At 51.0% G+C, this 25,418-nt stretch carries 14 protein-coding genes and 1 tRNA gene; 2 read left to right on the top strand and 13 right to left on the bottom strand.

Annotated features, from left to right (window positions below):
- Positions 1-22: 22 nt before the first annotated feature.
- The 8 genes from B3007_RS04745 to B3007_RS04710 form a co-directional block, all read right to left on the bottom strand.
- Positions 23-3,361, bottom strand: a complete 3,339-nt coding sequence (locus B3007_RS04745; RefSeq protein WP_301378537.1) for a type I restriction endonuclease subunit R — start codon at positions 3,359-3,361, stop codon at positions 23-25.
- A gap of 9 nt (positions 3,362-3,370) precedes the next feature.
- On the bottom strand, positions 3,371-4,402 hold the full coding sequence (locus B3007_RS04740; protein ID WP_076514706.1) for a virulence RhuM family protein: 1,032 nt from the start codon (positions 4,400-4,402) through the stop codon (positions 3,371-3,373).
- A gap of 12 nt (positions 4,403-4,414) precedes the next feature.
- On the bottom strand, positions 4,415-4,561 hold the full coding sequence (locus tag B3007_RS04735; protein WP_297533076.1) for a hypothetical protein: 147 nt from the start codon (positions 4,559-4,561) through the stop codon (positions 4,415-4,417).
- A 224-nt stretch (positions 4,562-4,785) separates the two neighbouring features.
- Positions 4,786-5,010 carry a hypothetical protein gene (locus B3007_RS04730; RefSeq protein WP_297533075.1) on the bottom strand — a complete coding sequence of 75 codons (225 nt, stop codon included), beginning with the start codon at positions 5,008-5,010 and terminating at the stop codon, positions 4,786-4,788.
- Entirely contained in the window at positions 5,003-6,571 is a 1,569-nt protein-coding gene (locus B3007_RS04725) for an SIR2 family protein (protein WP_297533074.1), read from the bottom strand. The genes B3007_RS04730 and B3007_RS04725 overlap by 8 nt, the downstream gene beginning before the upstream one ends.
- A 13-nt stretch (positions 6,572-6,584) precedes the next feature.
- Positions 6,585-7,787, bottom strand: coding sequence for a restriction endonuclease subunit S (locus tag B3007_RS04720; protein WP_297533073.1), 1,203 nt, complete (start codon positions 7,785-7,787; stop codon positions 6,585-6,587).
- Positions 7,777-9,327, bottom strand: a complete 1,551-nt coding sequence (locus B3007_RS04715) for a type I restriction-modification system subunit M (RefSeq protein ID WP_301378533.1) — start codon at positions 9,325-9,327, stop codon at positions 7,777-7,779. The genes B3007_RS04720 and B3007_RS04715 overlap by 11 nt, the downstream gene beginning before the upstream one ends.
- 860 nt (positions 9,328-10,187) lie before the next feature.
- Entirely contained in the window at positions 10,188-12,161 is a 1,974-nt protein-coding gene (locus tag B3007_RS04710) for a bifunctional metallophosphatase/5'-nucleotidase (protein ID WP_301378532.1), read from the bottom strand.
- A gap of 299 nt (positions 12,162-12,460) precedes the next feature.
- On the opposite strand from B3007_RS04710, the gene B3007_RS04705 reads away from it, so the two are divergent.
- Together B3007_RS04705 and B3007_RS04700 are read left to right on the top strand one after the other, a co-directional pair.
- Positions 12,461-12,886 carry an Hsp20/alpha crystallin family protein gene (locus B3007_RS04705; RefSeq protein ID WP_301378530.1) on the top strand — a complete coding sequence of 142 codons (426 nt, stop codon included), beginning with the start codon at positions 12,461-12,463 and terminating at the stop codon, positions 12,884-12,886.
- A gap of 146 nt (positions 12,887-13,032) precedes the next feature.
- Positions 13,033-13,617 carry a hypothetical protein gene (locus B3007_RS04700; protein ID WP_301378528.1) on the top strand — a complete coding sequence of 195 codons (585 nt, stop codon included), beginning with the start codon at positions 13,033-13,035 and terminating at the stop codon, positions 13,615-13,617.
- Positions 13,618-13,733: 116 nt separating this feature from the next.
- Here B3007_RS04700 and B3007_RS04695 read toward each other — a convergent pair.
- From B3007_RS04695 to recC, 5 genes are all read right to left on the bottom strand, one after another.
- Positions 13,734-13,810 (bottom strand) — tRNA-Val (locus tag B3007_RS04695).
- A 104-nt stretch (positions 13,811-13,914) separates the two neighbouring features.
- A complete protein-coding gene (locus tag B3007_RS04690) occupies positions 13,915-16,575 on the bottom strand; it encodes a DUF748 domain-containing protein (protein ID WP_301378526.1) in 2,661 nt (886 codons plus the stop codon).
- Positions 16,572-18,395: an exodeoxyribonuclease V subunit alpha gene (recD, locus tag B3007_RS04685; protein ID WP_301391010.1), complete on the bottom strand. Its 1,824-nt coding sequence runs from the start codon at positions 18,393-18,395 to the stop codon at positions 16,572-16,574. Before recD ends, B3007_RS04690 begins: the two co-directional genes overlap by 4 nt.
- Positions 18,392-22,012, bottom strand: coding sequence for an exodeoxyribonuclease V subunit beta (recB, locus tag B3007_RS04680; protein WP_301378520.1), 3,621 nt, complete (start codon positions 22,010-22,012; stop codon positions 18,392-18,394). The genes recD and recB overlap by 4 nt, the downstream gene beginning before the upstream one ends.
- The gene (gene recC / locus B3007_RS04675; RefSeq protein WP_301378518.1) at positions 22,009-25,383 is read right to left on the bottom strand and encodes an exodeoxyribonuclease V subunit gamma; all 3,375 of its coding nucleotides are present in this window, start codon (positions 25,381-25,383) and stop codon (positions 22,009-22,011) included. The genes recB and recC overlap by 4 nt, the downstream gene beginning before the upstream one ends.
- Between the last annotated feature and the right edge of the window lie 35 nt (positions 25,384-25,418).

Raw genomic sequence — 25,418 nt, 5'->3', positions numbered from 1 at the left:
GGCGAACAGGCACGTTCATAGGTTACTTATTGCTCAGGCCAACACGAGTAATCTGCACGATCAGCTCAACCATCTTTTTCACTTTATCCAGCCCGGCGCCAACGTCTTTGCAGTACTTAAACAACATCGGCAGCAACTTATTACGGATGTCAGCCTCAATATTCTGAGGATTAATTGAGTTCTCGGCGACGGCGGTTTCTACCTGCCGGTCTACCTCAAACGCCAGCTCTACCCAGCGCTTCTGAACCTGCTCATCCATCACTGCCAGTGCCTCTGGCAGTACCTTCTTGAAGATACCAAAGTACGCCTGCGCGTGACGGTTGCCCGAGAAAGCATCCGGCAGATCATCCAGACGCCGTTCCTGCACCTGCTCTTCAAAGTCACGGAACAACATGTATTGCTTCAACGGATGATCAAACAGCGCCTCGGCCTCTTCAATCGCCTGACGCAAAAGCTTGGAGAACTCCTCCTGCGCGTAAGGGTCATCCTGAAGATCCTGCTCAATCATCTTCGTAACACGGGTTTTGATGATGTCGGTTTCGTTGCGGGTCTTATTGTCAGTCCAGTTTTCTGGTTCCTGGCTTTTACCCATATTACCGACGTCATACTGGCCACCGGGCTCGCGTACTTCAACACCCACCACATGTTTGTCGATGAGTTGTTTTACTTTTTCTGCATACTCATCGTAATCAATCCGCTCGCCCGTATCGCGCTGAATAGTCTGACGCAGAGACGTCATGGCTTTCAGGGTTTCTTTGTAATGATGGCGATCGTCATCGGTAAAGCTTTTATCTTCAAAGAAGGTCACCGACTGCAACGCGACCTTAAGACAACTGGCGAAGGCCGTTAGCGCCTGATAGAAGTCTTCACGTTTCTTCAGGTTCACATCGACCAGTTCGCTTTGTTCGCCGGGCACTGACGATTCTCTTTCTTCTATCTTGGGCACCAATGCCTGGCGCATAGATTCAGTATCAGCTTTGTTCTTCACCCCATCGAAAATCGCCCAAAGCTGCTTATACAACTGCGGTAAGCGTTTGTATTCCGTGCTCATCTGGTTGTAGAGACCAGCAATATCGTCGATGTCGTAGCCGCCTTGAGTACGCGAGGCGAGATCCTGATACTTTTGTATCGTGGTATCTAACTCAGAAAGAATCCCGCGATAATCAATCAAATAGCCAAACTCTTTCTTCGGATGCAGGCGGTTTACCCGCGCAATAGCCTGAATCAAGTTGTGCTCTTTTAACGGCTTGTCGATGTACAAGACAGCGTTCTTTGGCTCATCAAAGCCGGTCAGCAGTTTATCCACCACGATCAGAAGCTTAAGCGAATCATCTTTATCAAAGCGTTCAATCAGGTGCTTGGTGTACGTCTGCTCGTCTTGTGTGCCGACGTGCTCTTTCCACCACTGCGTCACTTCGGGCGTACCGGATTCATCCACCGCCGTATTACCCTCGCGGGTATCCGGTGAACTCATCACGACCGCCGATTCAAACCTATTGCCTTCTGGCCAAAGGGCTTGGGCCTCATCCAGATATTTCTTATAACGAATCGCCGATGCTTTGCTGTCGCAAGCGAGCTGAGCTTTCAAGCCATCGGGAACGTTCTTCACGAAGTGGTTAGCGATATCCAGAGCAATCAGATGAATACGCTCATCGGCACCGTATACCTGCCCTTTCTTTGAGAACTTACGCTTAAGGTCAGCCTTCTGCTGTTCGGTCAGGCCTTCAGTAATGCGCTCAAACCAACGGTCAATTGCACGGTCGTTTACATCAATATCGGGGATGCGCTCTTCGTACAGCAATGGTGTTACGGTTTTATCTTCTACCGCACGCTGCATGGTGTAGGCATGTACGATCGGGCCGAACTTATTGGTGGTTTTATCGTCTTTTAACAGTGGCGTGCCGGTAAAAGCTACGAAGGATGCGTTGGGCAACGCCAGCTTCATACGAATATGGTTTTCACCGCCCTGGCTGCGGTGGCCTTCGTCAATCAATACGATCAGATTAGCACTGTCGTTATGACACTCAGGCAACTTGGTGGCTGAGTTAAACTTCTGAATCAGCGAGAACATGATGCGCTCGTTGCCTTTGCCGATCTGCTCCGCAAGGCGAGCACCTGAGGTTGCCATCGCCGCGTCTTTGTCTTTCGACGTTGCCAGCTCACCACCACTGGCGAATGTTTTGCTCAACTGAGTTTCAAGATCGACCCGGTCGGTAACAACCAGAATCCGACATTGTTTCAGGCTATCGTGAAGGATCAGCGCCTTACTCAGAAATACCATAGTGAACGACTTACCCGACCCCGTGGTATGCCAGATAACACCGCCCTCGCGGCCGTTTGTAGAGTTACGGGTATTGATTCGATCGATTAAACGCTTAATGCCAAACACCTGCTGATAACGCGCGACGATCTTGCCGACTTTTTTATCAAACAGCGTGAAATAGCGCGTCATTTCCAGCAGGCGCTCTGGGCTGACCAGACTGATCAGCATTTTGTCCTGCTCGGAGACTGCCAGCTCACCGCCTGCAATCAGACTCTCGTACCACGCCAGATCATCCGGGTTACGGTGGCTGAATAAACCCTTCTTCTGCTCATCACTGAGTGCCCGGTTCTTAATAGCAAACATCCCAGCATCCGAGATGTCTTCTTCACGCCAGGCCGCCCAGAACTTCTTCTTGGTTTCGCAGGTGCCGTAACGGGCATCAATGCCATTCACCGACAACAGCAACTGGCTGTAAGCGAATAACTGCGGGATTTCATCATGGCGTTGATTACGCAACGACTGCGAGATGCCTTCATCAATGGTCGGCCCTTTGCGGCTGCTGCCATCCGGGCGTTTGGCCTCGATCACCACCCAGGGGATGCCATTCACAAAACAGACGATGTCCGGGCGGCGGGTATCCTGCGCCGACGAGCCAGCACCGCCCGAGCGGGTGACAATAAATTCTTCCGTAAAGGTAAAACTGTTATTCGCAGGGTTCTGCCAGTCGATGATGGCAATGGTCGGGTTGGCTTTTTTACCGTCTACAAACTCAGTGACCGAAATGCCATACAGCATATGGTTGTATAGGCGCTCATTGGCATTCAGCAGGCCTTCGTTCAGTGCCGGGCTACAAATTTCAGCGATCAGATTATCAATGGCTTTTGCCGACAACGAGTGTGTTTGCCCGGCAAAGGTGAAGGTGCGCCTTTCAAGTTCGGCCCGCAGAATATCCCGCAGCACCACCTGATCGTACTTACCACCGCGCTTGGCCAGCGCCTCAGCAGGTGAGAGGAACGACCACCCAAGGCTGGTCAATAGCGTCAGTGCGGGTAGCTTGGCACTGTATTCTTCCTGAAACTTGGGGGCGTAGTGTTCCATTCGTCATCCTTACTGCTTTGGCGGCGTCCAGTGTAACAGCTCTTCTATATCGTTCTCTCCGGCCTGCTCTTTCAGCCGCCGACGATGTTCTGCAAAGCGTTCATATTCGGCAGTTGCTTTGGCATCAGCGTCTTTTTTACTGACGGAGCCAGCACCAACCAGAACGTCTCTGTCATTAAACTGCAAAAACTGATCAAGCTTGTTCTGCCAGTCCTGCAAAAACACCTGCTGTCGCCGCTCGGCCTGATCTTCGGCAAAGTCTAACCACATGGTAACGATGCGGTTCAACTCTTTGATTTCTGGTTCGGTCAGGTAATTCTTTGCCGTGACGATATCGCCCTTGCGCACCTCTGTGCCTTTGAATGTGTTCAGGCCCATGTTTGGCTGTGAGGCATCAGCTCGGCTATGAATCAGCTCAGCAGCCGTCTGGCCGGAACAGGCATAATGCAACTTGTTCTGAATTGTTTTAAAGAACTGCGTGGTTTCTTTCAGAGACGGCTCATAGTCGGCAGCGAGGGCAAATATCTCGCGTACGCGCAGGTACATCCGGCGTTCGCTGGCGCGAATGTCGCGGATACGTTCGAGCAGCTCATCAAAGTAGTCTGGCGCTACCGAGGCACCTACCGGAGGGTTCTTCAGGCGCTCATCATCAATAACAAAGCCCTTAACCAGATACTCCTGAAGCGTCCGCGTCGCCCACTGACGGAATTGAGTACCGCGAGTGGACCGGACGCGGTAGCCGACGGCAAGAATAACCGACAGGCTATAGTGCAACCGCTTACGACTGACTCTACGCGCCCCCTCCATCTGAACTTGTAAGTAATCCTTACAGGTTGAGTTTTGATCAAGCTCACCCTCTTCATATACAGCACGTATGTGCTGCGTAATCGCTTGCGGAGTCACTTGATACAGCTCAGCCATGGCGGCCTGTGACAACCATAAAGTATCGGACTCAAACCGACATTCGACCCGAGCCTGGCCGTCATCTGTCGTGAACACCACGAACTCACCGGCCGGTGGTGTCGATGGTTGATTGGTCATTTGAAGGCTCCCTTATATGTTGGTAACGATTATGTTACCGCTGCTGGCCAGCGCCTCAGCAGGTGAGAGAAACGACCACCCAAGATTGGCCAATAACGTCAGCGCCGGTAGCTTGGCACTGTATTCTTCCTGAAACTTTGGGGCCTGCTGAACAGCCATTACCAGTACTCCGGTTTGGTGATGGGTTTCTTCCTTTACGCCACTTTATCATTGATCCGGTGGCTTTCCTTATGCCAGAAATGAAAAAACCGCCCGAAGGCGGTTTCTCCGCCCCAAGCAGAGGCCAACTGAATGACGCTGCAAGGGGTGAGTCGTCGAGCTATTGTCAGACAACCTATAGGACCAGTCAACTTGCGGTTTCGTTGTACTGGATCTATGTGATCTCACTCAAGGCCCACCGCAGTTGTAAACTTAGAGTTGACAACTGCCGCCTCAGCCAGCTCCCCATCTGACAATACGGCCTTAACATGCTTGCTGATATTCTGCTTACTGGTCTGGTACAGCTCAGCCATCTCCAACTGAGTGAGCCATACCTGACCACCCAGCTCTCGCAGTATAAGCTGGGATTCACCATCATCAGTGGTGTAGAGGATCAGGTCGTTATCCATTTGATGATTCCTGAGCCTCTGGTGTATCCGGTGTTAGCTCTGAAATGATGTGGTCAACCCACAGAACGTCCCCAATCGTCCTGCTAGCCGAATCAACAGGTACAACAATGACTGATCGGCTGTAGTTGTTGGCGATACGCAAGCGCTTACGTAAATCCCGTTGTTGCTGTTCTGCTGTCCCATCGACATCACGACTCACTACGAACAATCTTTTACCGTGATTTTCGATCAGCTCCCTGAACAACCCATTGATATGACTATCGTCTTTGTTGAAGCCAAAGCCCACAACGACAATAGCATCGGAATTGTTATAAGAATCAAATAGTTGAACGTATCTTCGCGACATCGTTACAGAAGTCAGTGGTTTAAGACCACTTTGAGTCAAAATGAATGGGACGTGTAGTTGGTTAGCATCCAGTGCATCAAAGTCGTCGTTAGTAACAACCGTGTTCTTGTATGGGTTGTAGTAGTCATTCACACTGCCATTAAGATGGATAACATCAGGTACATCCAGGCCTTGCTGCTCAAAAATCGGTGTAAGCAAGCTGTTGTAATTGGCTGTGCCAATAGCTGAGAACTCATGATTCTGCGCAAAGCTGGCCAGGTCATGGTAATAGCCCGCTGCTGGTATATCAGCGATGTCTGGAGCTTGTTGTTTTATATAGTCTTGGGCTATTTTCAGGAAGACAGCCATCTTGGTGAATTTCGCCCACTCTGTTTCTGGTGAAAAGAGATACCGAAAGTGATCATCAATCAGCTTTTGATAGTCCAGAACCGTCGTAAATATATTTTCCAAAACCTTCTGAGCAACAGCACAAAGCAGCGATAAAGCTGTACTGGATTCGCTAATATCAAAGGTTCTGCTTTCTTCCAGTAACAGTTCCAGCGCAGTTGAGCCGATGCGATTGAATTCCAATCGGAACATTCCGGATACATCATCAAAAATCGGCAAATCGTCAGGAGCTGCTTCAAACAGCTCCTGATTTAGTCTTCTGACCAAATCCTGCCCGTGTGCTCCAACCAAAAGCTGCAGGAAAGCCGTAACATAGCGACGAAGATCGTCACTGCCTTCAGTACTTTTCACAACGTCCAGCATTGCGGAGTAATAATCGGAACTGAAGAGGCTTACATCCTGTGCTAGCAATTCGTTCAGTTTAATGACATGCGTATAGAGGCTGTCTCCAATGGACTTATCTGTGAGTTCAGAAAACTTGGCCTCGATCAATTCACGAGAAATGCCGAGGCTCTGCATAGCTTCATCACATTCAGAATCAAACTGATTGAGACGACGGATGATTTCTGTTCGGCGATACTCAATGGATGACTCAATAAGACTGGTGAATTCACTGCGACCGAACGCATGAATACGTTTATCTCGGAAGCCCTGAGGTAGCCAGTCCGCAGCATATGAAGAAGTCAGATCAACCGCCTGCAGTTGCTCTCTAAGTTGAGATCTATAGCTACTAGGGTTTTGGCGAAACAGATCAATAGCAAACTTCCCTCCACTAGGCAGCCCGTACCCGATTTCTGCACCGGCACCGAAGAAAAATCCAATTTTCATATAACCTCCTTGTTTAGTTAATTTGAACGCGGCGCTTGCCCGTTAGCAGCTGCTGCATCAGGGCTTTTTTCTCTTGCTTAAAGGCATCGAGCTTCTGTTGCAAGGCGGTGATTTCCTGATCGGCACAGGAGAGTACAGTGGCGATTTTTTGTTGCTCTTCCAAACTAGGGTACGGAATTCTTAAAAATGAGAAGTCGCTATAACTAATCTGTTTGCCATCACGAATTCCAATTACTGCTACTGCAAGATGTCCGATAAAATCATAAGACTTGTAGTAATGTTTGAAGAACTCATCGTCAATCTCTTTGATTGGTTCTAAGACAGTATACGCAGGGCTTACAAGACCTCGATAATTTGAATATTCCAAGCCGCCTTGGAATGATCGTAGGCTAATTATGAAGTTGCCCGGCACCACCAATTTGTAGCCTTTTGTTGAACCATCAGGCATCACAACTCGCCTTTCAAGAAGAGAGCGTGGCAAAACCCCTTGATCTTGAGTTACTGCTAATAGTTCTTCAGTATCCGAATTGTTCTTGGTTGATACAGTCTTGAATAGTTCGCTCGCCTTAAGCCACTTCCACTCCTCCCCAAACCTAACCCCATTATCATCCAGCAGACGCTTCTTGCCGGTGAGCAATTGTTGCATCAGGGCTTTCTTCTGCTGCTGGCTGTTAGCGAGCAGTTGTTCAGTGGTGGTAATGACCTTGTCCCAGGTGGAGAGAATTTGGGCGATTTTCTTTTGTTCGGGGAGTGGCGGCCATGCCAATTTTAGGTCAGCAAATCTAGATACGCCCAAGTGAGCTATAGATGTAGTCTTCTTTGATATTGATTGGAACGTCCCATCATATAAACACTGGAGGAATCGCTGAAGTGCGTAGTTTGCATTAACTCGGTCGCCAGCTTTGAAGCGCACCAAGGTATTCTGGAAACAACAGTTAGCAGGCTCTCCTTGATACATAGCAGGCCTACCAACCAATTCGGTACTTTGCCCTTCGTTCAAGAGTATATCACCGGGCTCTAGCTTATAACGCTCAAACTCTATATCAGTAAACGGCATCTCATTGATATCGCTGGTGTCGATAAAAGCTTCATATACGTTAGCCACTCGCAAGTACGGACGAACAACTCCCTCGGTGAAATTTGGAGATCTCTGCCTTCCGGCGGAGACATGACCAAATTCTTTTATCGCAGCCTTGGTCCACCCCTCAGGCACCATAACCCAACTCCTCCAGATACTTAGCCATCTCAGTTTCCAGCTCGCTCAGTTGAGCTTTCAGTTGCTCGCGCTCCGCACGCACGGCCATCAGGTCGATTTCTTCCTCTTCTTCAAAGGTATCGACGTAGCGCGGGATATTGAGGTTGTAGTCGTTCTCTTTAATCTCTTCGAGGCTGGCGACGTAGGCGTACTTATCAACGTCGGTGCCTAAGTAATAGGTCTCGACGATTTTGGCAATGTTCTCTTGGGTGAGCAGGTTCTGGTTTTTACCGGGTTTGAACTCACGGCTGGCGTCGATAAAGGTGACGGCTTCTTCGGTTTTGTTCGTTTTAAAAATCAGGATCGCGCCTGGTATGCCGGTGCCGTAAAACAGCTTCTCTGGCAGGCCGATCACAGCATCAAGCAGGTTTTCGTCGATGAGTTGTTTGCGGATTTTGCCTTCGCTGGAGCCACGGAACAGTACGCCGTGTGGTACGACCACGCCCATACGTCCGCCCTTATTCCCTTTCGATGCGGGTTTCAGGGTTTCAATCATGTGCAGGATAAAGGCGTAGTCGCCTTTGGTTTTTGGCGGTACGCCCCTGCGGAAGCGGCTGAACTTGTCGTGCTCGGCTTCGTCGTGGCCCCATTTATCAAGGCTGAACGGCGGGTTGGCAGTCACGATATCAAACAGTATCAGATCGCCGTTTTTGTCTAGTAATTTGGGGTTACGGATGGTGTCGCCCCACTCGATTTTGTGGTTGTCTTCACCGTGCAGGAACATGTTCATTTTTGCCAGCGACCAGGTCGAGCCGATGGCTTCTTGCCCATAGAGGGCGTATTCCTTACTGCCGTGGTTGGCGACGACTTTGCGGCCACATTTCATCAACAGAGAGCCAGAACCACAGGCCGGGTCGCAGATGCTGTCGCCCGGTTGTGGGTTGAGCAGTTCGGCCATCAGGTCTGAGACTTCGGGTGGTGTATAAAACTCACCGGCTTTCTGGCCACCGCTGGCGGCGAAGTTTTTAATCAGGTATTCGTAGGCATTACCGATGACATCGAGTGTGCCGACGCGACTGGGCTTGAGGTTGAGGTCGTCTTTGGCGAAGTCTTCCATCAGGTGGCGCAGGATGGTGTTCTTCTGTTTTTCTTCACCGAGGCGGTCGGTGTTGAAGGAGATGTCCTGGAACACGCTTTTACCGGCGTCTTTGAGCTTGGTGCCGTTGGCTTCTTCGATGGCGTGCAGTGCCTGATCAATGCGCTCGCCGTTGCCGGGCTCGTGGCGGCGTTCATGCAACGCATAGAAGCTGGCGGACTTAGGCAGTACGAAGCGCTCGTTTTTCATCATCTCGTCGATGAGTTCTGGCTCGTCGCCGTATTCTGCCTTGTAGCCGTCGTAGTGATCCTGCCATACGTCTGAGATGTACTTGAGGAACAGCATGGTCAGGATGAAGTCTTTGTAGGTGTCGGCGCTGATGGTGCCGCGGAAGGTATCGCAGGCGTTCCAGAGGGCTTTGTTGATCTGATCCTGATTGATGAGTTCTTGCTGGGTTAGGCTCATGTGTACTGCTTCGTTTTTTGTTAGGGATGGCTGAGGGCTTGTTGCGGTGTAGATGGCTTCCTCTGCCTTGATAGACCGAGTATACCGGGTGTGGAGGTGAGGTGCATGTGTGGGATTGGGTCGGGGAGAAGCTCCCCTCCTACAGGGGGTAATTAGCGTCGGTCGTGCAATACCGGGGATTTCGTAATCGCGAATAGCCTTCGGCTGATTCACTCCCACATAGAAAACAACTGGTTCGCTCTCACAGAGAAGGCAACAACCTGATCACGCAAGACAATAGGTGTTTCAAGTCCAACCATCAGAAGGTAAATCTCGGAAGGTTTCGCGAATAGCCTTCGGCTGATTCTCTCCCACATAGAAAACAACTGATTTGCTCATACAGGGAATGTGACCCACCGGGGGTTTAGAGTTAGCATCTGTTATTGATTTTTGTGGTGAAGATGTCGGGAAGAAGCTTCCCTCCTACAGATGATGATTAGCGAGAATAGTACAGAGCCGGATATGCCCTAATCGCGAATAGCCTTCGGCTGATTCGCTCCCACAGAGAGAAGAGGTAATTTGCTCACTCAAGGTGATTCCAGTCCAGATATCAGAAGGCGCGGCTCTGAAGATTTCGCGCATAGCCAGACAAGCTGGCTGAAGCGCTCCTACATGGAGGGAGGAGTCGTAACGGGAAGAGCGTGCGTGTCGGGGAGAAGCTCCCCTCCTACAGGGGGTAAGTAGCGTCGGTTGTGTAATACTGGGGGTTTCGTAATCGCGAATAGCCTTCGGCTGATTCGCTCCCACAAAGAGAAGAGGTAATTCACTCCCACAAACGGGAGCCGAGGCTCCCGTCTGTTGCTACTGATGTGAATCAGCGCTTAACGCGGTACACAGCCAGCGCCGGTGCTGTGGTTACAGCCATCGGCATCAATAAAGAGCTGGGTAGAATACTCTTCGATCGGTAGCTTCTGAACCTGCTGACCGTCTTCTGTCAGTGCCTCAACATAGTTGATAAAGCCCTGCGCGTATTCGGTGTAGGTATCTTCATAGTTACCTGCATCAAACGGTACGCTGAAGGTGGTGTAGCCATCCTGACCTGACGCGATGAAGTCGTTGGTGACTACGCGATAGGTTGCTGCTGGGTTAATGGCAGCCCAGGTGCCTGCAACCTGCGAGTTCACCTCGACATTGCTGACACGGCTACCTTCTGCCTGTGAAGCATCAATGTCATAGCGCAAGCCGGACGCGTATGGATACGAACCACTTGAACCGTCGTTATCGAGGAAGTTAGCCAGGGCATCTTCGAGGACGTCGATAATCTGCTGGCCTGTCATATCAAGAATCACCAGGGTGTTAGAGAAAGGCAGCAATGTGAAAGCGTCAGCAATGGTGACGTCACCGGCGGCCAGATCCACACGAACACCACCGCCATTCTGAATGGCAATATCCGCAGTTGGCGTCACCGTCAAGAAGGCCTTAGCAACCACGTTTGAAATATCAGAACCGTTTTCGTAGGTCGCTGAGCTATCACAAATCGTAGAGCGCCCCTGTCCCGGAATTCGCTCAAGGCACAGGTCTTCTGCGTTAGTACCAATCACTGTCTGTTTCAGCACATCGACGTCTTCATCGTATACATCCAGAATAGCCTGAGTGGTCGCATCTGGGCGGATGGCAACGATCTCGTCTTCTTTTGTGAGAGCAGTGGTCACACGAGTGACATCTGCACCAGTAAGAGTGCGGGTTTCTTCTTCGTTGTACTCATACTCGAAGGTGGTACTGATCGGCATATAGGGCTGGCCAGCACATGCTGTGACATTGCCGTCGGTATCGAAGTCGACATCCAGCTTGCCCATCAGGTGAGCGTATTCCCACGCCTGAACCACACAAACGGTATTACCACCGGCATCGGTGACAACCGTTGGGTATTCACCCTGTGTATTAAAGCCCAGCTGTGAGAAGGTCTCATCGCCTAGCAAGGTATGAGAATCTCCACCAACAATCACGTCAACGCCATTAAGTGCTGCGGCCAGTTCGAGATCATTGGCGTACTGATAGTGGGTCATCAGGATGATTTTATTCACACCCATGCCAGTCAGTTCATCAATGTACTGCTGAGCCGTTGTGGTTTCGTCAGAGAAGGTCGTGCCGTCATCCGGGCTTGATGAGTTCTTCGTTTTACCGGCAATGTCGATGCCGATGATGCCAATTTGCTGACCTTCGCGCTCAACGATGGTGTAAGGCTCAATGTAGCCTTCGGCAATGGCTGAGTTTTCAGCAGGGTTAACGTTCGCTGCCAGTGTTGGCGTCACACACGCAGAGGAATTGAGAGAATCAAGGAAGTTCGCCAGACCCGTATCGCCATCATCAAACTCGTGGTTACCAAGGGCAAACGCATCAAAGCAGATCTGGTTCATCATGTCGGCGTCAGCGCGACCTTTGAACAACGAGTAATACAGCGTACCGGTAATGGCATCACCTGAATGCAGCTTCAGAACATTGTCTGACTGCATCTCAAGGCTGTTGAACAGGCTAACCATCATAGGAAAGCCGCCGTAAGTGACATCCACTTCTGCAATGGCTCCACCTTCGGCACCTGTTTCAAGCCCCAGCTCGGACACATCAAACCCAAATGACTCAGCTTCAAGGTGTGAGTGATGATCATTCATGTGCAGAATGCTGATCGACATGGAGTTATCTTCGTTCGATGGTGCTTGCTCGCCCTGCTCGCCTTGCTCACCTTGGGGGCCCTGAGGGCCTGCTGGCCCTTGAGCGCCATCATTTCCGTCTTCACCGCCACATGCAGAGAGACCTGCGACCATGGCTGCCAGTGCTGTAAGTTTCCACACTTTCATGATTAAACCTTTAATGCGTTTAGTTGATAAAATTCACCAACACATTAAGAACGAACGCTTACCATCCGGTGACAGTCATCTGGCAAATCCGTGACAGAAGGATTTCAGATTAGTGACAAGCAGTGCACCACTGATCTGTATCAACTTTTTTGCATTGCCCCTCTTGGAACTTAAAAATCCTGCCTTATATAAGAAGTAACCGAACGGAAAAGCACGATCCCGGGAGTGCTTCATCCGCCAGGCGAAACCTTTAATTGCGCGATGCGCACGAGTGTTTTATTTGGTGTGGAGAAACTTCTATGACTCATTTAATGAATCGTTCAACTCTGTTTGATGACCTGTTCCGCGATGTTGCCTCAGGCTTTTACGTAAAACCGCTTCATGGCGATGCATTACCCAGAAGTGTGAAGGTCGATGTCACGGATGCTGGTGAAAATTACCTGATACATGCCGATATACCCGGCGTATCAAAAGAGGATATTCATGTTGATATCGACGGCGCTCAGGTGTCGATTAAGGCAGAAATAAAACAGAAAGACAGTACGTCAGATGATCAACGCATGCTGCACAGCGAACGCTATTACGGTTCGGTATCCCGTAGCTTCGAGCTGCCTCAGGACGTCGATATTGAAAGGTCCGCAGCGGAGTATAAAGATGGCGTCCTGCAACTGACTTTACCGAAAAAAGTGCAGCAGGAGTCTCAGCGCCGCCTGACTATTAACTGACCCGAAATATTGACCATTCAGGCCACTACCGATAGTAGTGGCCTGGCCCTGGTCTTAGTCCTGGTTCCAATCCAGCATTAAGTCTCTCCCATCAGGACAAAGCCCCTTCCAATTGACTGAGTAATGGGTAAGAATGAGCCATTATTTTGACACAAGGTCTCCCGGTGGCAGGGTTACGAGAAAGGAAACTGGCAATTACAGCAGACCTTCACTGGTCGCTGGAGGAAATGAGGGCGAAGGAACTCGGCAAGCAGTTTCTTCTGAACCTCAGTGAATTTCTTCCCGTTTATAGCCCAGCCCTTCGCCAGGTCTACTCTGATTACGATACTTACTTCACCAAGACCTCAGTGGTCATACTTCCTGACCCCGCCGACTTCACGGCCACCTACTCTCACATTCCAGAAAAATCGGTAAAAGCGACGGGGTTATTACTGCACCCGACGCCCGATGGTGTTGGCGTCAATCTCAGATTAAGAAACCAGATGTCGAAAACACTGCCACTGGAAACCGCCTTTCAGCTCGTTCGCAAACAACTCCGTGGCCCATTTCTTCCGGTGGTAAAACGTGGCGACCTCAGAGACTTTGATCAGCTCACCCCGTGCCTGCATCTCAATGCGTTAGCTTTGGGCAACGCAGACACTCTGTCACGATTCGAGCGTATTGATATCGCCAACGCACTGGAAGAACGCGTTGAAGAACTGGTTATGGCTGCCCACTTACTCGGAGTATAGAAGCCCTTTAGGCTTTGCTGGCCTGGCCTTTATCGCGGATAGCAGAGTAGTTAAGAAGAGTAATTAAGAAGAGAAACAAAAAAACCGCTGCATTACTGCAGCGGCTTTTTAAATTCTGGTAGGACTACCCAGATTTGAACTGGGGACCTCTACCATGTCAAGGTAGCGCTCTAACCAACTGAGCTATAGTCCTGAAGTGGTGCGTATATTACTCAGGCGCTTCGCATTACGCAACCCTTTCTGAAGAAATTGCATACGAATCAGCAAGATAGCGCCACAAGCATTCTGCAACCTGCACTAGACGCCGAGAATAACCTCTGGCTTGTCTCCTTTCTGAGGCGCACAGACCGTAACCCGGCCCGATAACGACTTATCGTTTTTGTCCTGCTTCTCTGCCAGATAGGCTTTCACGGCCGCACCGCGCTTAACGGCCTCGCTGTACCAAGCGTCACCCCATGCCGCAACTTCCTGCTCACTAGCGACCGGGCAAGCCTGTAATTCCAGCTCTGGCTTGTTCGACATCATCTCAGCCACGGTATCCAGATAGGCAATATGCTCTTCATTCAACTCCAGTTGCTGCGGCTCATAGTTGAGGTCATTGAGACGGATCGCAAACAACTGATCGCCCGCGAGGGATGCAATACTGATCAACTGACCGTATGGCACGAGAGACTGCTTCAGATAGTAGAGGGTCGCGGTACGCAGTGCCTTGCGACTCACCTGATTAATGACATCGTTAATGCCCACATCCGGCTGAGTGATGTCGCCCGATAGCGGTACGTCGATGCGGATATTGTTGTTGTCGTCTTTCAGCACTGACAGTGCCGTTTCAACCGGCATGGATATCTGTTTGCTCAGGCGGTCGATAGTTTCTTCATCTGCGGGCTCAAACTTGCTGTTCTGCAGCTTAATCAGCACATTACCTCCGAGCTGACCGTCGGTAATACTGATGATTGAGTCAACGCCTAACATGCCTTTTTTAAGTCGATAACCCATTGCGTCGACGAGGTAAGGGTTGAAATCGACCAGGTTGAGCTGGTCGATATCGACCTCAAGCTTGCCCTCTGGATAATCCCCTTTCACGCCCATTTTTCCGCTGGCACGGATACGGTTGTAGGTATCCAGAGCAAGCAACAATGTCAGGTCAACACCACTTTCGAGCTGCTCGGTGTCGATTTCACCCGTCGAAAGCTCCAGTACTTTACCGCTGGTATTTACCGTCGGTGTTACCGCTTCATCGGTCCAGTTGAAGGTTGTAGCGGGTATATCATCGCCCTCTGTCAGCAACTGAATGCCGGCAATCTGAACTCTGAAAGGCACCGCTTCGGCAGCTGTCTCATCCGTCGTATCTTCAGTGGCGGACGAATCTGTACCAGAGCCAGACTCAGGAGTTGCCTCTGCCTCAGCTTGAGGAACACCTTTAATGCTGCCGTCTGCAAGGCGGGTCACGTTAGACACCAGCCCATAAAACTGATGTATTCCTGAAGCAAAACCCGACGGGGTCGCCGTTATTTCGGTGATCTGATAATGCGCTAATGACGCCAGCGACACTTCTTCACCCGGAGGTGTCACGCTCAGTGCATTCAGTTCCAGAGAGGATACTTTCTGCTCATCTGCATTTGCCTGAACGCCGATAACCGTCAGGTCACCCAGTTGCAGAACACCCGCTTCAGAGTGACGTGCCCTTAAGGTTTCGAGTGCGGCACGGCCAATATCAGCAACAGGCTGAGTAGAGAGTCCTTCGACTCTGACTTCTGAAGTAGTAAAGGCCGCAAGCGATAACTCCGGGAACCCGGCCAGGTTGCCACTGAAGCCTTCGAGTGAAAGTTCTTTAATCAAGACGTCATCTTCACTGGCGCGCCAGCTCACCTGGCTCAGCATTAACTGGTCCAGTTGCGCTTTCTCATCATCCGGTAACTGAGCCTGCACATTTTTCAGTAGTAAAGATCTGAGACCTGCGGTCATACCACTTTCGCCCAGATTGAAAGATGCACCTTTGATATCCAGCGCATTGAATTCCACGCCTTCAATACCCGGTGCATCGAGTGCCAGTGCAGTCAGCGATATATCACCCGAAATATTTGGTTGGGTTAACACCTTCTGAGCCTCTGCCTGAAGGCGGAGCGTGACTGGGGAACGCAATACCAGAGATTCCTCGCCGATGGCAACACTCAGCTCGCGCAGAGTGACATCTAAAGTGAGAGGCGTTGCATCGTCGGTTGCCGAATTGAACAAGCCCGTCGATAACTCACTTAATTCAACGGTGACTGCCAGCCCGGCTTGCTGCCACTGAATCAAGTCATCTGTGAGCGATATATCGTCGACCCGGAGTGACCAGCCTTCAGGAAGAGGCCCGGAGCTGCCTGTCTGATCGCTCGCCTGCTCACTCTCCTGATCGCCCGACTCATTGGCTACTTCACCGTTGTCAGGCGTTGCTTCTTCAGCCTGGTCAGAGCCCGGCAGAGTGATACCCGCCAGGGAGAGCCCCTCCTCGGATTGCTTTCCGCGAAACTTTAATCCGCTCACACCCACGGATTGAATATGGATTGTCTGATCGAGCAACGCAGAGAGGTTGACGTTAATACCGATAAAATCAGCGCCGACCTCTGCCTCTGAATCCTTAACGGGATAGACCGCACTGACGTCCCGCAGCTCGACTTCGCCGGTGAAGGGTGACAGCGTCCAACCACCAATAAGAAGCGACTGCCCTTCTCCCTGCTCGGCATACCATTGCTCGACGTAGCGCAGCGCAAAGAAAGGAGCGGCAACAAACACCAGCAGGTAAATACTGACCAGAACCGCAACGAGTATCAGCGGCAGCTTCAGCCACAAGGGAGTTTTAGCCCGATGACGAACATGCTTGGGATACTTTTTCTGCGCCTTTTTCTGCGCTTTTTTCTGCGATCCTGTTAATGCGTTCTGTTGCGCATTATCTTCTGTTTTTCGACTGTCATTCATAGTGCGTCGTTATTGCTCCAGAGCGCGTCTCTAAGGCCGCTTGCTCTTTCTGTTCTGGAATTCAAAGCCTGTTGCCAGCAGGCGTTCCCTACCTGACACCAGAATTGTTTTCTCGCTCGGGTAATGGCCGTATAGACCAACTCCCGCGTAATTACCTGCTGCCATTTTTCGGGTAAGAGAAGCATCACAGCAGAAAACTCAGACCCCTGGCTTTTGTGTACCGTCATGGCGAATGCCGTCTCGTGATTAGGCAGACGACCCGGCGAGAGGAAACGTAAGCCGCCCTCCGCATCGCGGAATACAACACGCTCCTGCCCTTCATGCCTGAGCATAATGCCGATATCCCCATTGTACAGGCCGACATCATAATCATTGCGGGTAATCATGATTGCGCGCCCCGGATACCAAAGCTGGCTGGTGTCTGACAATAAACCAGCTCTGTTAAGCAGACGTTCAATTCGTCGATTAGTTTCTTCAACCCCGACTGGTCCACTGCGCAATGCCACCAATACCTGAAACTGGTCGAACGCATCTAGAATCCACTCTGGCGAGGCGCCGTCTTCTATCAGGCGACAATACTGACGATAACCCTCAACAACGTGCGCCTGCCACTCTTCAGAATCTGCCGCTAAGCGCACTGCATCAGCAAAAGCCGGGTCCTCTAACACCTGATCAGCTTGTTGAACGGCCCCCTGATTCACCGCACGCGCCAGAGCGCCAATACCGCTGTGTTCACCAAATCGATGGGATTTACGCAACTGGACCATCGCATTCTGCATAATTGAACATTCTGCTTCGATAACGGCGCTCATGTCGTACCCCGTTAACGCCCCCAGTCGCGCGGCAAAAGCGTCGGTAATACCGTGTTCTGTACCGGCGTCGCACAAATCGGCAAGCACACTCCCAGCCTCAACCGATGCGAGCTGGTCACGGTCCCCCAGAAGAATAAGACGTGTCTTTGGAGCCAGTGCACTCAGCAGATGAGCCATCATTGGCAAATCAATCATGGACGCTTCATCGACCACGATGCAGTCATACGGAAGGTAACGTTCATGGTGGTAGCGAAAGCCTCGCGGGCTCCAGCCAAGCAGACGATGCAGAGTAAAACTAACCGAGGGAATACCATCGGCATGCGGCAGTCCACCGCGCTCACGGGCCTGGCGGATGGATTCTGTCATGCGTGCCGCAGCTTTACCGGTCGGCGCGGCCAGGGCAACCCGTAGATCCGGGTTTTCACTCAACAAGGCACTCAGCAAACGAGTCACCGTGGTCGTTTTTCCTGTGCCGGGGCCTCCAGTAATCACACACAGCGGCTGAACACAGGCCGTTGCGGCTGCAATAGCCTGCCAGTCGATATCCGCTTCCGGGGCTGGAAACAGTTTTCGCAACGTCGTCGCCAGCGCCTTACTGGCCGGCATGCCTTCCGGGCTGACGCGCTGACGTATCTGCTCCAGCACCGACTGCTCATATCGGAAATACCGGTTCAGGTAGACCCGCTCACCCTGAACGACAAACAGTGCTGATGTATCTGCTTCTGACGTTGCGATAGAAACAGTCTGACAGCGCGTCAGTTGGTCAGTCGTCGGTAGATGCTCAGGCGATACAGCCAATGCTTTTGGCCAGGCTGATAATTCGAGGCAGACCTGTCCGCGGCCGAGGACATAACTTACGGCACAGGCCGTCAATATTAAGGCCTGCTGGTCTTGTGGAGAGGTTGTACCGTATCTGGACTCCCACTCCACTGCCTGACGAGCCAGCTGATAATCAATCGCACGGATAAGATCGCTTTCTGACCAGAGCTTTAAGTAATCGGTGCTCATGGGGCAACCTCCTGCGCTTGCTCTGGCAATATCGCTTTTCGCCACTGGCGCAGAGATTCAACACTCACGGGCGTGAAGCAGACGCCGGCATCAGGGTCTGTATTGTGATCGCTTTTACAGAAATGACTTCCCATACCACGGAGGTAGAAATACACACTGCCACCTAAGTGCTTTTGCGGCTGATAATCAGGCAATCGACGGCTAAGCAATTGATCAAGTGCCAGCATATAAATCCAGGACTGCAGATCGTATCTGTGGTCACGCATCGAATCGCGCAATACCGAGGGCACATAATTACGCCAATGATCACCCAGATGGTTCGATTTATAGTCGGCGACGTAATAACGGCCCTGCCACTCAAAAATAAGATCGATAAAACCTTTCAGATAGCCGGTTAAAGGTTCAAAGCTGAAGCGTTGATCACCTCCTAACAAAGCATCAATATCCGACGCCGATAGCTGGCCCACGGGTAGATAAAATTCCATTTCATCCAACCGTGACGATGGCTCAATGTCTTTCAGTGTGAGAGTTGTATCGTAAAGTGCCAATGGTTGACTCACGATACTTTCAATCCAGTCTGACACCTCGTCGACGGGCTGCTCCTGCAGGCCATAGAGATTCAGCTGCTCTTTGCACACATCAAGCAGAGCCTCTTTATCGTGGAAATCCCAGTGTTCAAAAATTGCGTGCAAACAGGTCCCCGGATTGGCACCTTTCGGGAAACGCAAAGCCAGCGGCAATTCGCCATCGGATACTGAAGAGACATCTGTGACACCTGCCTCCCAGTCAAAGTAATACCCTAAATCTGCCGCTGCCGCTTCAACACTGTGGGCGGCAGAATTTGCAGAGTGGGCAGCCAGCTGGCTGTAACTTCCCACCCGCCAGTGGTCGCGCCAACGCGCTTTATTGATTGCCGGAACAACCGGCGGAGGTGGGACATTAAGTTCGGCCTGACCGGCTACCCGCCACTCTGGTAGCTCACCGATAAACATACCGTCAATATCTACGTCAGCGATATCGGCAATACGTCCACCATTGCTTAATAACTCACCCAATGCAGAATCAAGCCAGATCGGCGCACGTTTATTTTTGGCGCCTGTCTGCACACTCGCCAGCCACATATAACAGCCGAATTTCGCCCGTGTTAAAGCAACGTATAAGAGCCGCATCTGCTCGGCTAATGTATCGCGAGCCTGCAATTCTTTTGCTTTATCATCCGGTGCAAGATCGCGTACCAGCTCACGACCATTAAAGTAAATCGTTTCTGTATTCTGGCGTCTGGGCCTGGCACTGTCGGCCCAGAGGTACGGAAGAAATACAAAAGGATATTCAAGCCCCTTCGATTTATGAATGGTGACAATATTGACCAGGCGTGAGTCGGTTTCAAGGCGGAGCTGAGCTTCTTCTCCACGATCAGACTCCGGATCAATGCGCTCACTGAACCAGCGAATCAAAGCCTGATGGCCACGAAGTTTACGACTTTGTGCCTGGAGCATTTCCCCGAGGTGGAGAATATTGGTCAGAGTGCGCTCACCGTTTTCCATTTTGCGCAGGCGTACTGCACGCTCATCATCTTCGAGCCATTGCATCAGCATCGCCATCACACCCCGGCGTTGCCATATCTGGTGATACTCGTGCATGCTGGCAAGCTGAGATTCCCAGATATTTTCATCATCCTGCATTTGCACCAGATCATCGGCTGTTGCTCCCCAGATTGAGGTAGCTATTGCCCGACGCACACTGGTTTCATTGCCGGGATGAGCAATGGCTTCAAGCATTGCTAACAGGTCCCAGGCTTCTACAGAATCAAGTACGCTGTCGCGCGTCAGATAAACACTGCCAATACCTTCTCGGGTCAACGCATCCCGAATAATCTTTGCCTGTGACCGGGAGAAAACCAATACGGCAATATCGCCGGCCTCAACCGGCTTTCCTTTCGCATTCTTTTTACCATTAACCGGGAAACTGGCGGCACCCGACATTAGAGCGCCAATCTGAGAAGCACACTCAGTGGCTATTCGTTGCTGAGCTTCTGGTTTCGATTCTTCCAGATCGTCACCGACCCAAAGTTGTAACGCTTCTGTCGGGATATTCTGCTGCCAATGGGGAGCCTTTTTATCGTGATGGCCGCCGGCCTGTACCGGGTAAAACTGAATTGCGTCATCAAAGACGAAAGGCTTGTCGTGATTCTGCCAGAGTGCATTCACCGCATGAATCAGGTGACTATCACTGCGATAGTTAGTATCCAGTGTAAAGCGCCGACTCTCATCAACTCGTTTACTCGCGGCCATATAGGTAAAGATGTCACCACCACGAAACCCATAAATCGCCTGCTTAGGATCACCGATCATAATCAGGCCATGCTGATCATCCGTGTTATTTACGGCAGCCGACTCATTGACCTCAGAAGACTGATATATACGACTGAAGATTCGATACTGAACCGGATCGGTGTCCTGAAATTCATCGATCATTGCAATCGGGTGCAATCTTCGGATCTGCGCTGCCAGCTCTTCGCCCTGTTCAGACTGCAGAGCACTATCAAGAAGGCGCTGAAGATCATTACTGGTGACAACCGCCGCTTGCTCAAGAAGGTCGATGTAACGGTCGTAAATAGAACGAAACCAGGTCAGCTCCTGAGATTGCCTGAGTGTTCTTTCAAGTTCGATCAGCTCATCAATTTTCTCAAATAGCTTATGACGTGGCGGCTCACCCGTTTTCGTTTTTTCACTGAGCATGACTGAACCGAAACGGTTCAGATTGGCCGGAATAGGCAAAGCCTGCCCTGCTGCGAAGTAGTCTCCGGCCTGCTGCAACCAATTAGGAAAATTCTTACTGCTGTAACTGCGCTTATCGATATCAGCCGACATGATCTCTTTAACGATGTTGTCATGCCCAAGGAAAAACCAAAGGTTTTTAGCATCTTCGAACGTTTGCTTTAAACGCCCCCAGAGCACGTCAAAGTCCTCTTTGATATCCGGCTTAGTGCGCACGCCAGGTTTATTCATCCAGCTGCGGAAATACCTGAACAGGGAATCAGGATCAGAGAAACCTGATGTCAGAAACTCGAGCACGTCCCGATTCTGTGGATAGCACAGCTGGCGCCATATATCTTCACAGGCGCGGCGAAGATATTCTTCACCTTCTACTTCTAACGCCTGGTTAAACGCTACACCACTGTCGAATGCGTAGCGTTTCAACATCTTTGCGCAGAATTTATGGATGGTACAGATAGAGGACTCGTCCATCTGGGCGAGGTTTAGCTGCAACCAGGTCTGAAGCTCTTTTATAAGTGCTTCAGAAGAGACCTTATCGGTTTGTAGTTCGTTAACCCAACGCTGAATGTCAGGGTCAGGCATTACCCCCTGCTCTGCAGCCAATAAATTCTCAAAGGCATCACGTAAGCCAGCACGAATCCGGCCGCGTAATTCTTCCGCAGCGGCATTAGTAAAGGTCACCACCAGAATCTGAGTGCAATCAAGCTTCTGGTTAATTCCATGCCCCAGTACGGCACGACGATATAACTGATTAATCGTGTAGGTTTTCCCTGTGCCTGCACTGGCTTCAATCAGCGACTGCCCATAAAGTGGAAATGTATGAAGGTCGAGTTTATTCACGCTTCGGCCTCCTGCTGCAAACATTGTTCGGGAAGCGCCCAGATCCAACGGTGTGTTTCCAGCCAGTCTTCCAGGCCACCAGATAGGAGAGTCTCTGCCAGGTTTGGATAACAGCGCTGCATTGCTGTTCGGTTAAATGCCGAAAATTCGTTATCCGCCTGTTTTTTCAGCGTATCCATTTTCTTTGCATCATCGGTGTGTAATAGCGTCCACTGTACCCCGGGGACAGCGTCCTGCGGCGCAGTCCAGCTGGCAAAGTAGTGATCGAGGCAGTGACGTACGTACTGAATGGCTTCATCCTGTGAGGGTGCGTCAAATATAAATTCTTCAGTTTTCTTTTTACCGCCGACAATCACCGCCATATCCACCAGCCCCGGCTGTGCGGCCGCCGCGAACACCAGGTCGAGCCATAAGTTCAGCAAATGCTCACCACGTAAATCTCCGGCTCTCCAGTACACCAGCTGGCGATTCCAGCACTGGCCGTATTCACCGCTGATATCAATGGCCTCATTTTCGCCGCCTGAGAGTTTCGGATCATCAATCGTTAATGTCAGAGCACCACTCTCTGCAGGCCCTGATGCAAAACGCTTAACCCCTTCCAGTAAGGGCGCCAATTCATTTTCAACCCGACTGACGTATATATCGCCCAACGCATTGACTGGGAGACTGCCCAATGCCTGCTCACGAAAAGCAAAGTCAGGTGTGTCCGACTCGCCGCTAGCCGTTAATTTATCCTGCATCCAACGGTGCTTTAACACACTATTTTCGAGCGCGTCAGGATGAAAAGTTTCTTCGTTACGGGACTGTGTCATGTACAGATCAGGCTGCAACTTTAACCGGCGTTTCAGAAAGAAATCGGCCGGTTTCAACAAGGACTCTTTCACATCACTCCAGAGTACCTGGCGACGATTAAAGCCTTCCGGTATGGAAACAGGTTGACGATAAAATGGCCGATTCTCCGCCTGACTGTGATCAGCGTTTGCAACATCAGCCCACAGTTTATGGTAACCGGCTACAGCATTGGCTTGCTCTGGCTCATAGGTATGGCGATTAAACGGCTGCAATGGGAGTTCTTCGGTTAACCAGTTGCGCAGCCGCTCCCGGCTCTCTCGTGCAGGTAGTTTTTCATCACCTTCAAGGCAATATGCATCACAGATGTAATCAAGAAGTTCGCTGATCAGAACCGAAGGTTGCAACTCGTGATTTTCCCGGGCATCGCGTCCGCGGTAACTGATGTAGAAATTCTCCTGCGCAGAACACAGTGCCTCAAGAACGAGGTAACGGTCGTCTTCACGTCGGGAACGATCTCCCCGACGCGCTCGCCCCTGCACCATTAAATCAAAACCGACCGGAGTCACCTGACGCGGATAATCCTGATCGTTCATTCCCAATAAGCACACAGCTTTAAATGGGATTGATCGCATCGGCATTAAAGTACAGAAGTTCACCGGACCAGCCAGAAAACGCTGCCAGCCACCTTGTTGACCGAGATGTTCCTGAAACCAGCTGCGCACTACCTGAGGTGATAAGGCTTCGTCGTACGCTGCATCACTGAGTTCTTCTGCCCAACGCTGAATAGCATCGCGGACCCGCTGAAGCTGAACACCTTCATCAAGGTCGGGTTCATAAAAATCATCCAGTAATTCAGGAATGGCGGTCATCCATTCTTCTACCGTATGCGTTTCAGACTGATAGCCGCGCCAATGATCAAGAGTTTCGATTAACTGGATCAGCTGGCCAAGAAGCTCAGCTGCTCCACCTTCTACGCCAAACACTGGCCAATCTTCGCCCTGATGCGCTGTAGCATCGGTGGGCAGCATTAACCCTAACAATAACTGACGCAAACCTTTGCGCCAGCTGTTCTGACCAAAGGCAGGAAAACCAAGGTCACTGCGGTGATCACTGTCTAACCCCCAGCGAACACCTGCGTTATCAAGCCATTCACGCACGCCCTCGAGATCGCCCTCTTCAATGCTGAACCGACGACGTATGGCGGGCACGTCCAACCAATCAAGCACATCGGTCAGTTGCAACCGGCTATCAAATAAACTCATCAGAGACACGACGCTATCGAGTAGCGGGTTCTCCTGAACCTGCGACTGATCTGCAATCGCCCACGGAACACGATGACCTTCGGGCGCGCTGGCGAATACAGCATCGATATAGGGGGCGTACTGGTCGATATCGGGCACCATCACCACAACGTCGCGAGGTTTAAGCGATGGGTTGTCGTTGAACCAGAACAGGAGCTGGTCATGCAGGCGTTGAACTTCCCGCAACGGGCTGTGCCCCGAGACTACCCTCAGACTCTCATCGTTCTTAGATATTGATGATTTGAAGCGGCTACTTTTTAAAGCTGCTGGTTGATAGGCCGCTGATTGACCATCCCGGAGGTCTAACAGATCTGCCTGAATATGCTTCAGTAGGCTTGTTCGCTCAATCTCTGTAAACGCTTCAACGTCCTGTAACTGACCTTCATCTGAGGTTTCGTGCACAAGCGTCAGAAAATCTTTACCAAGACGCCCCCAGCTGGCCAGTAACGGGTTACCACGCTCTAGGTAATTCTCCGCATCTGGGTTGGTCTTCAGAATCCAGGCTTTCTGTCGGTCACTGACAATATCTCCCCAGAAATTACGACAAGGATTCAACAGGAAGAAATGCACATCGATATGACCAGAAATCGCATTAAGAACATCCCAGTAACCACCGGGTAAAGCTGCGATACCAAATACAAATAAGCGTTGTGGCATAGCGTTTAAGCGATGCCCATTTTCAGCAACGATGGACGCTAATGAGGTCGTCAGCCGGGCGCGGTGCTCGAGGCTATTCCCCAACGCCCGACTGTCAGCCACCAGCGCTCGCCAGACCCGCGGCTGCCAGGGATGAACCGATACATCACTGTCATCGATCCCGTCTATGCCCTTTTCCCAGTTAAGCAGCCAGTCGGGGCGATACACCAGATACTGGTCAAAAACGTCGGCTATTTTATGAGCAAGTTCATAGCAGCGCAGGCCATCAGGGTCGTTCTTGAGGTAACGGGCAATACCTTCACACTCAGGTTCATCTTTCAGCCCCGGTAGAAGGCGCATTAACTTCCATGCCATGGCCTGTTTCTCAAAGTGCGAACGCTCGGGCAGCTCAGGTTTGAGCGTATTGAATACCTTCCAGACGTAGGCCGATGGCAGAGGAAAATCGACCTGAGCCGCTACTCCGAGGCCGTCGGCCAATTGAAGCTTGAGCCAGTGTGCCATGCCCTGTGACTGAACGAGTATCTGCTCTGAATCAAAAACACCGGGTGGGTTTTGACGGATCTCGTTGAGCAGGAGCTCTTTCAGGACTTCAAGATCGTTGGAATGGTATAAGCGAAACATGGCGTCCTTGTCTGTCTGGTCGTTGGGCGTGACTG

The organism is Thalassolituus sp. UBA675 (genome assembly GCF_002297765.1).
Taxonomy (GTDB): domain Bacteria; phylum Pseudomonadota; class Gammaproteobacteria; order Pseudomonadales; family Oceanobacteraceae; genus Thalassolituus.
This window is presented reverse-complemented; position numbering and strand designations above follow the sequence as displayed.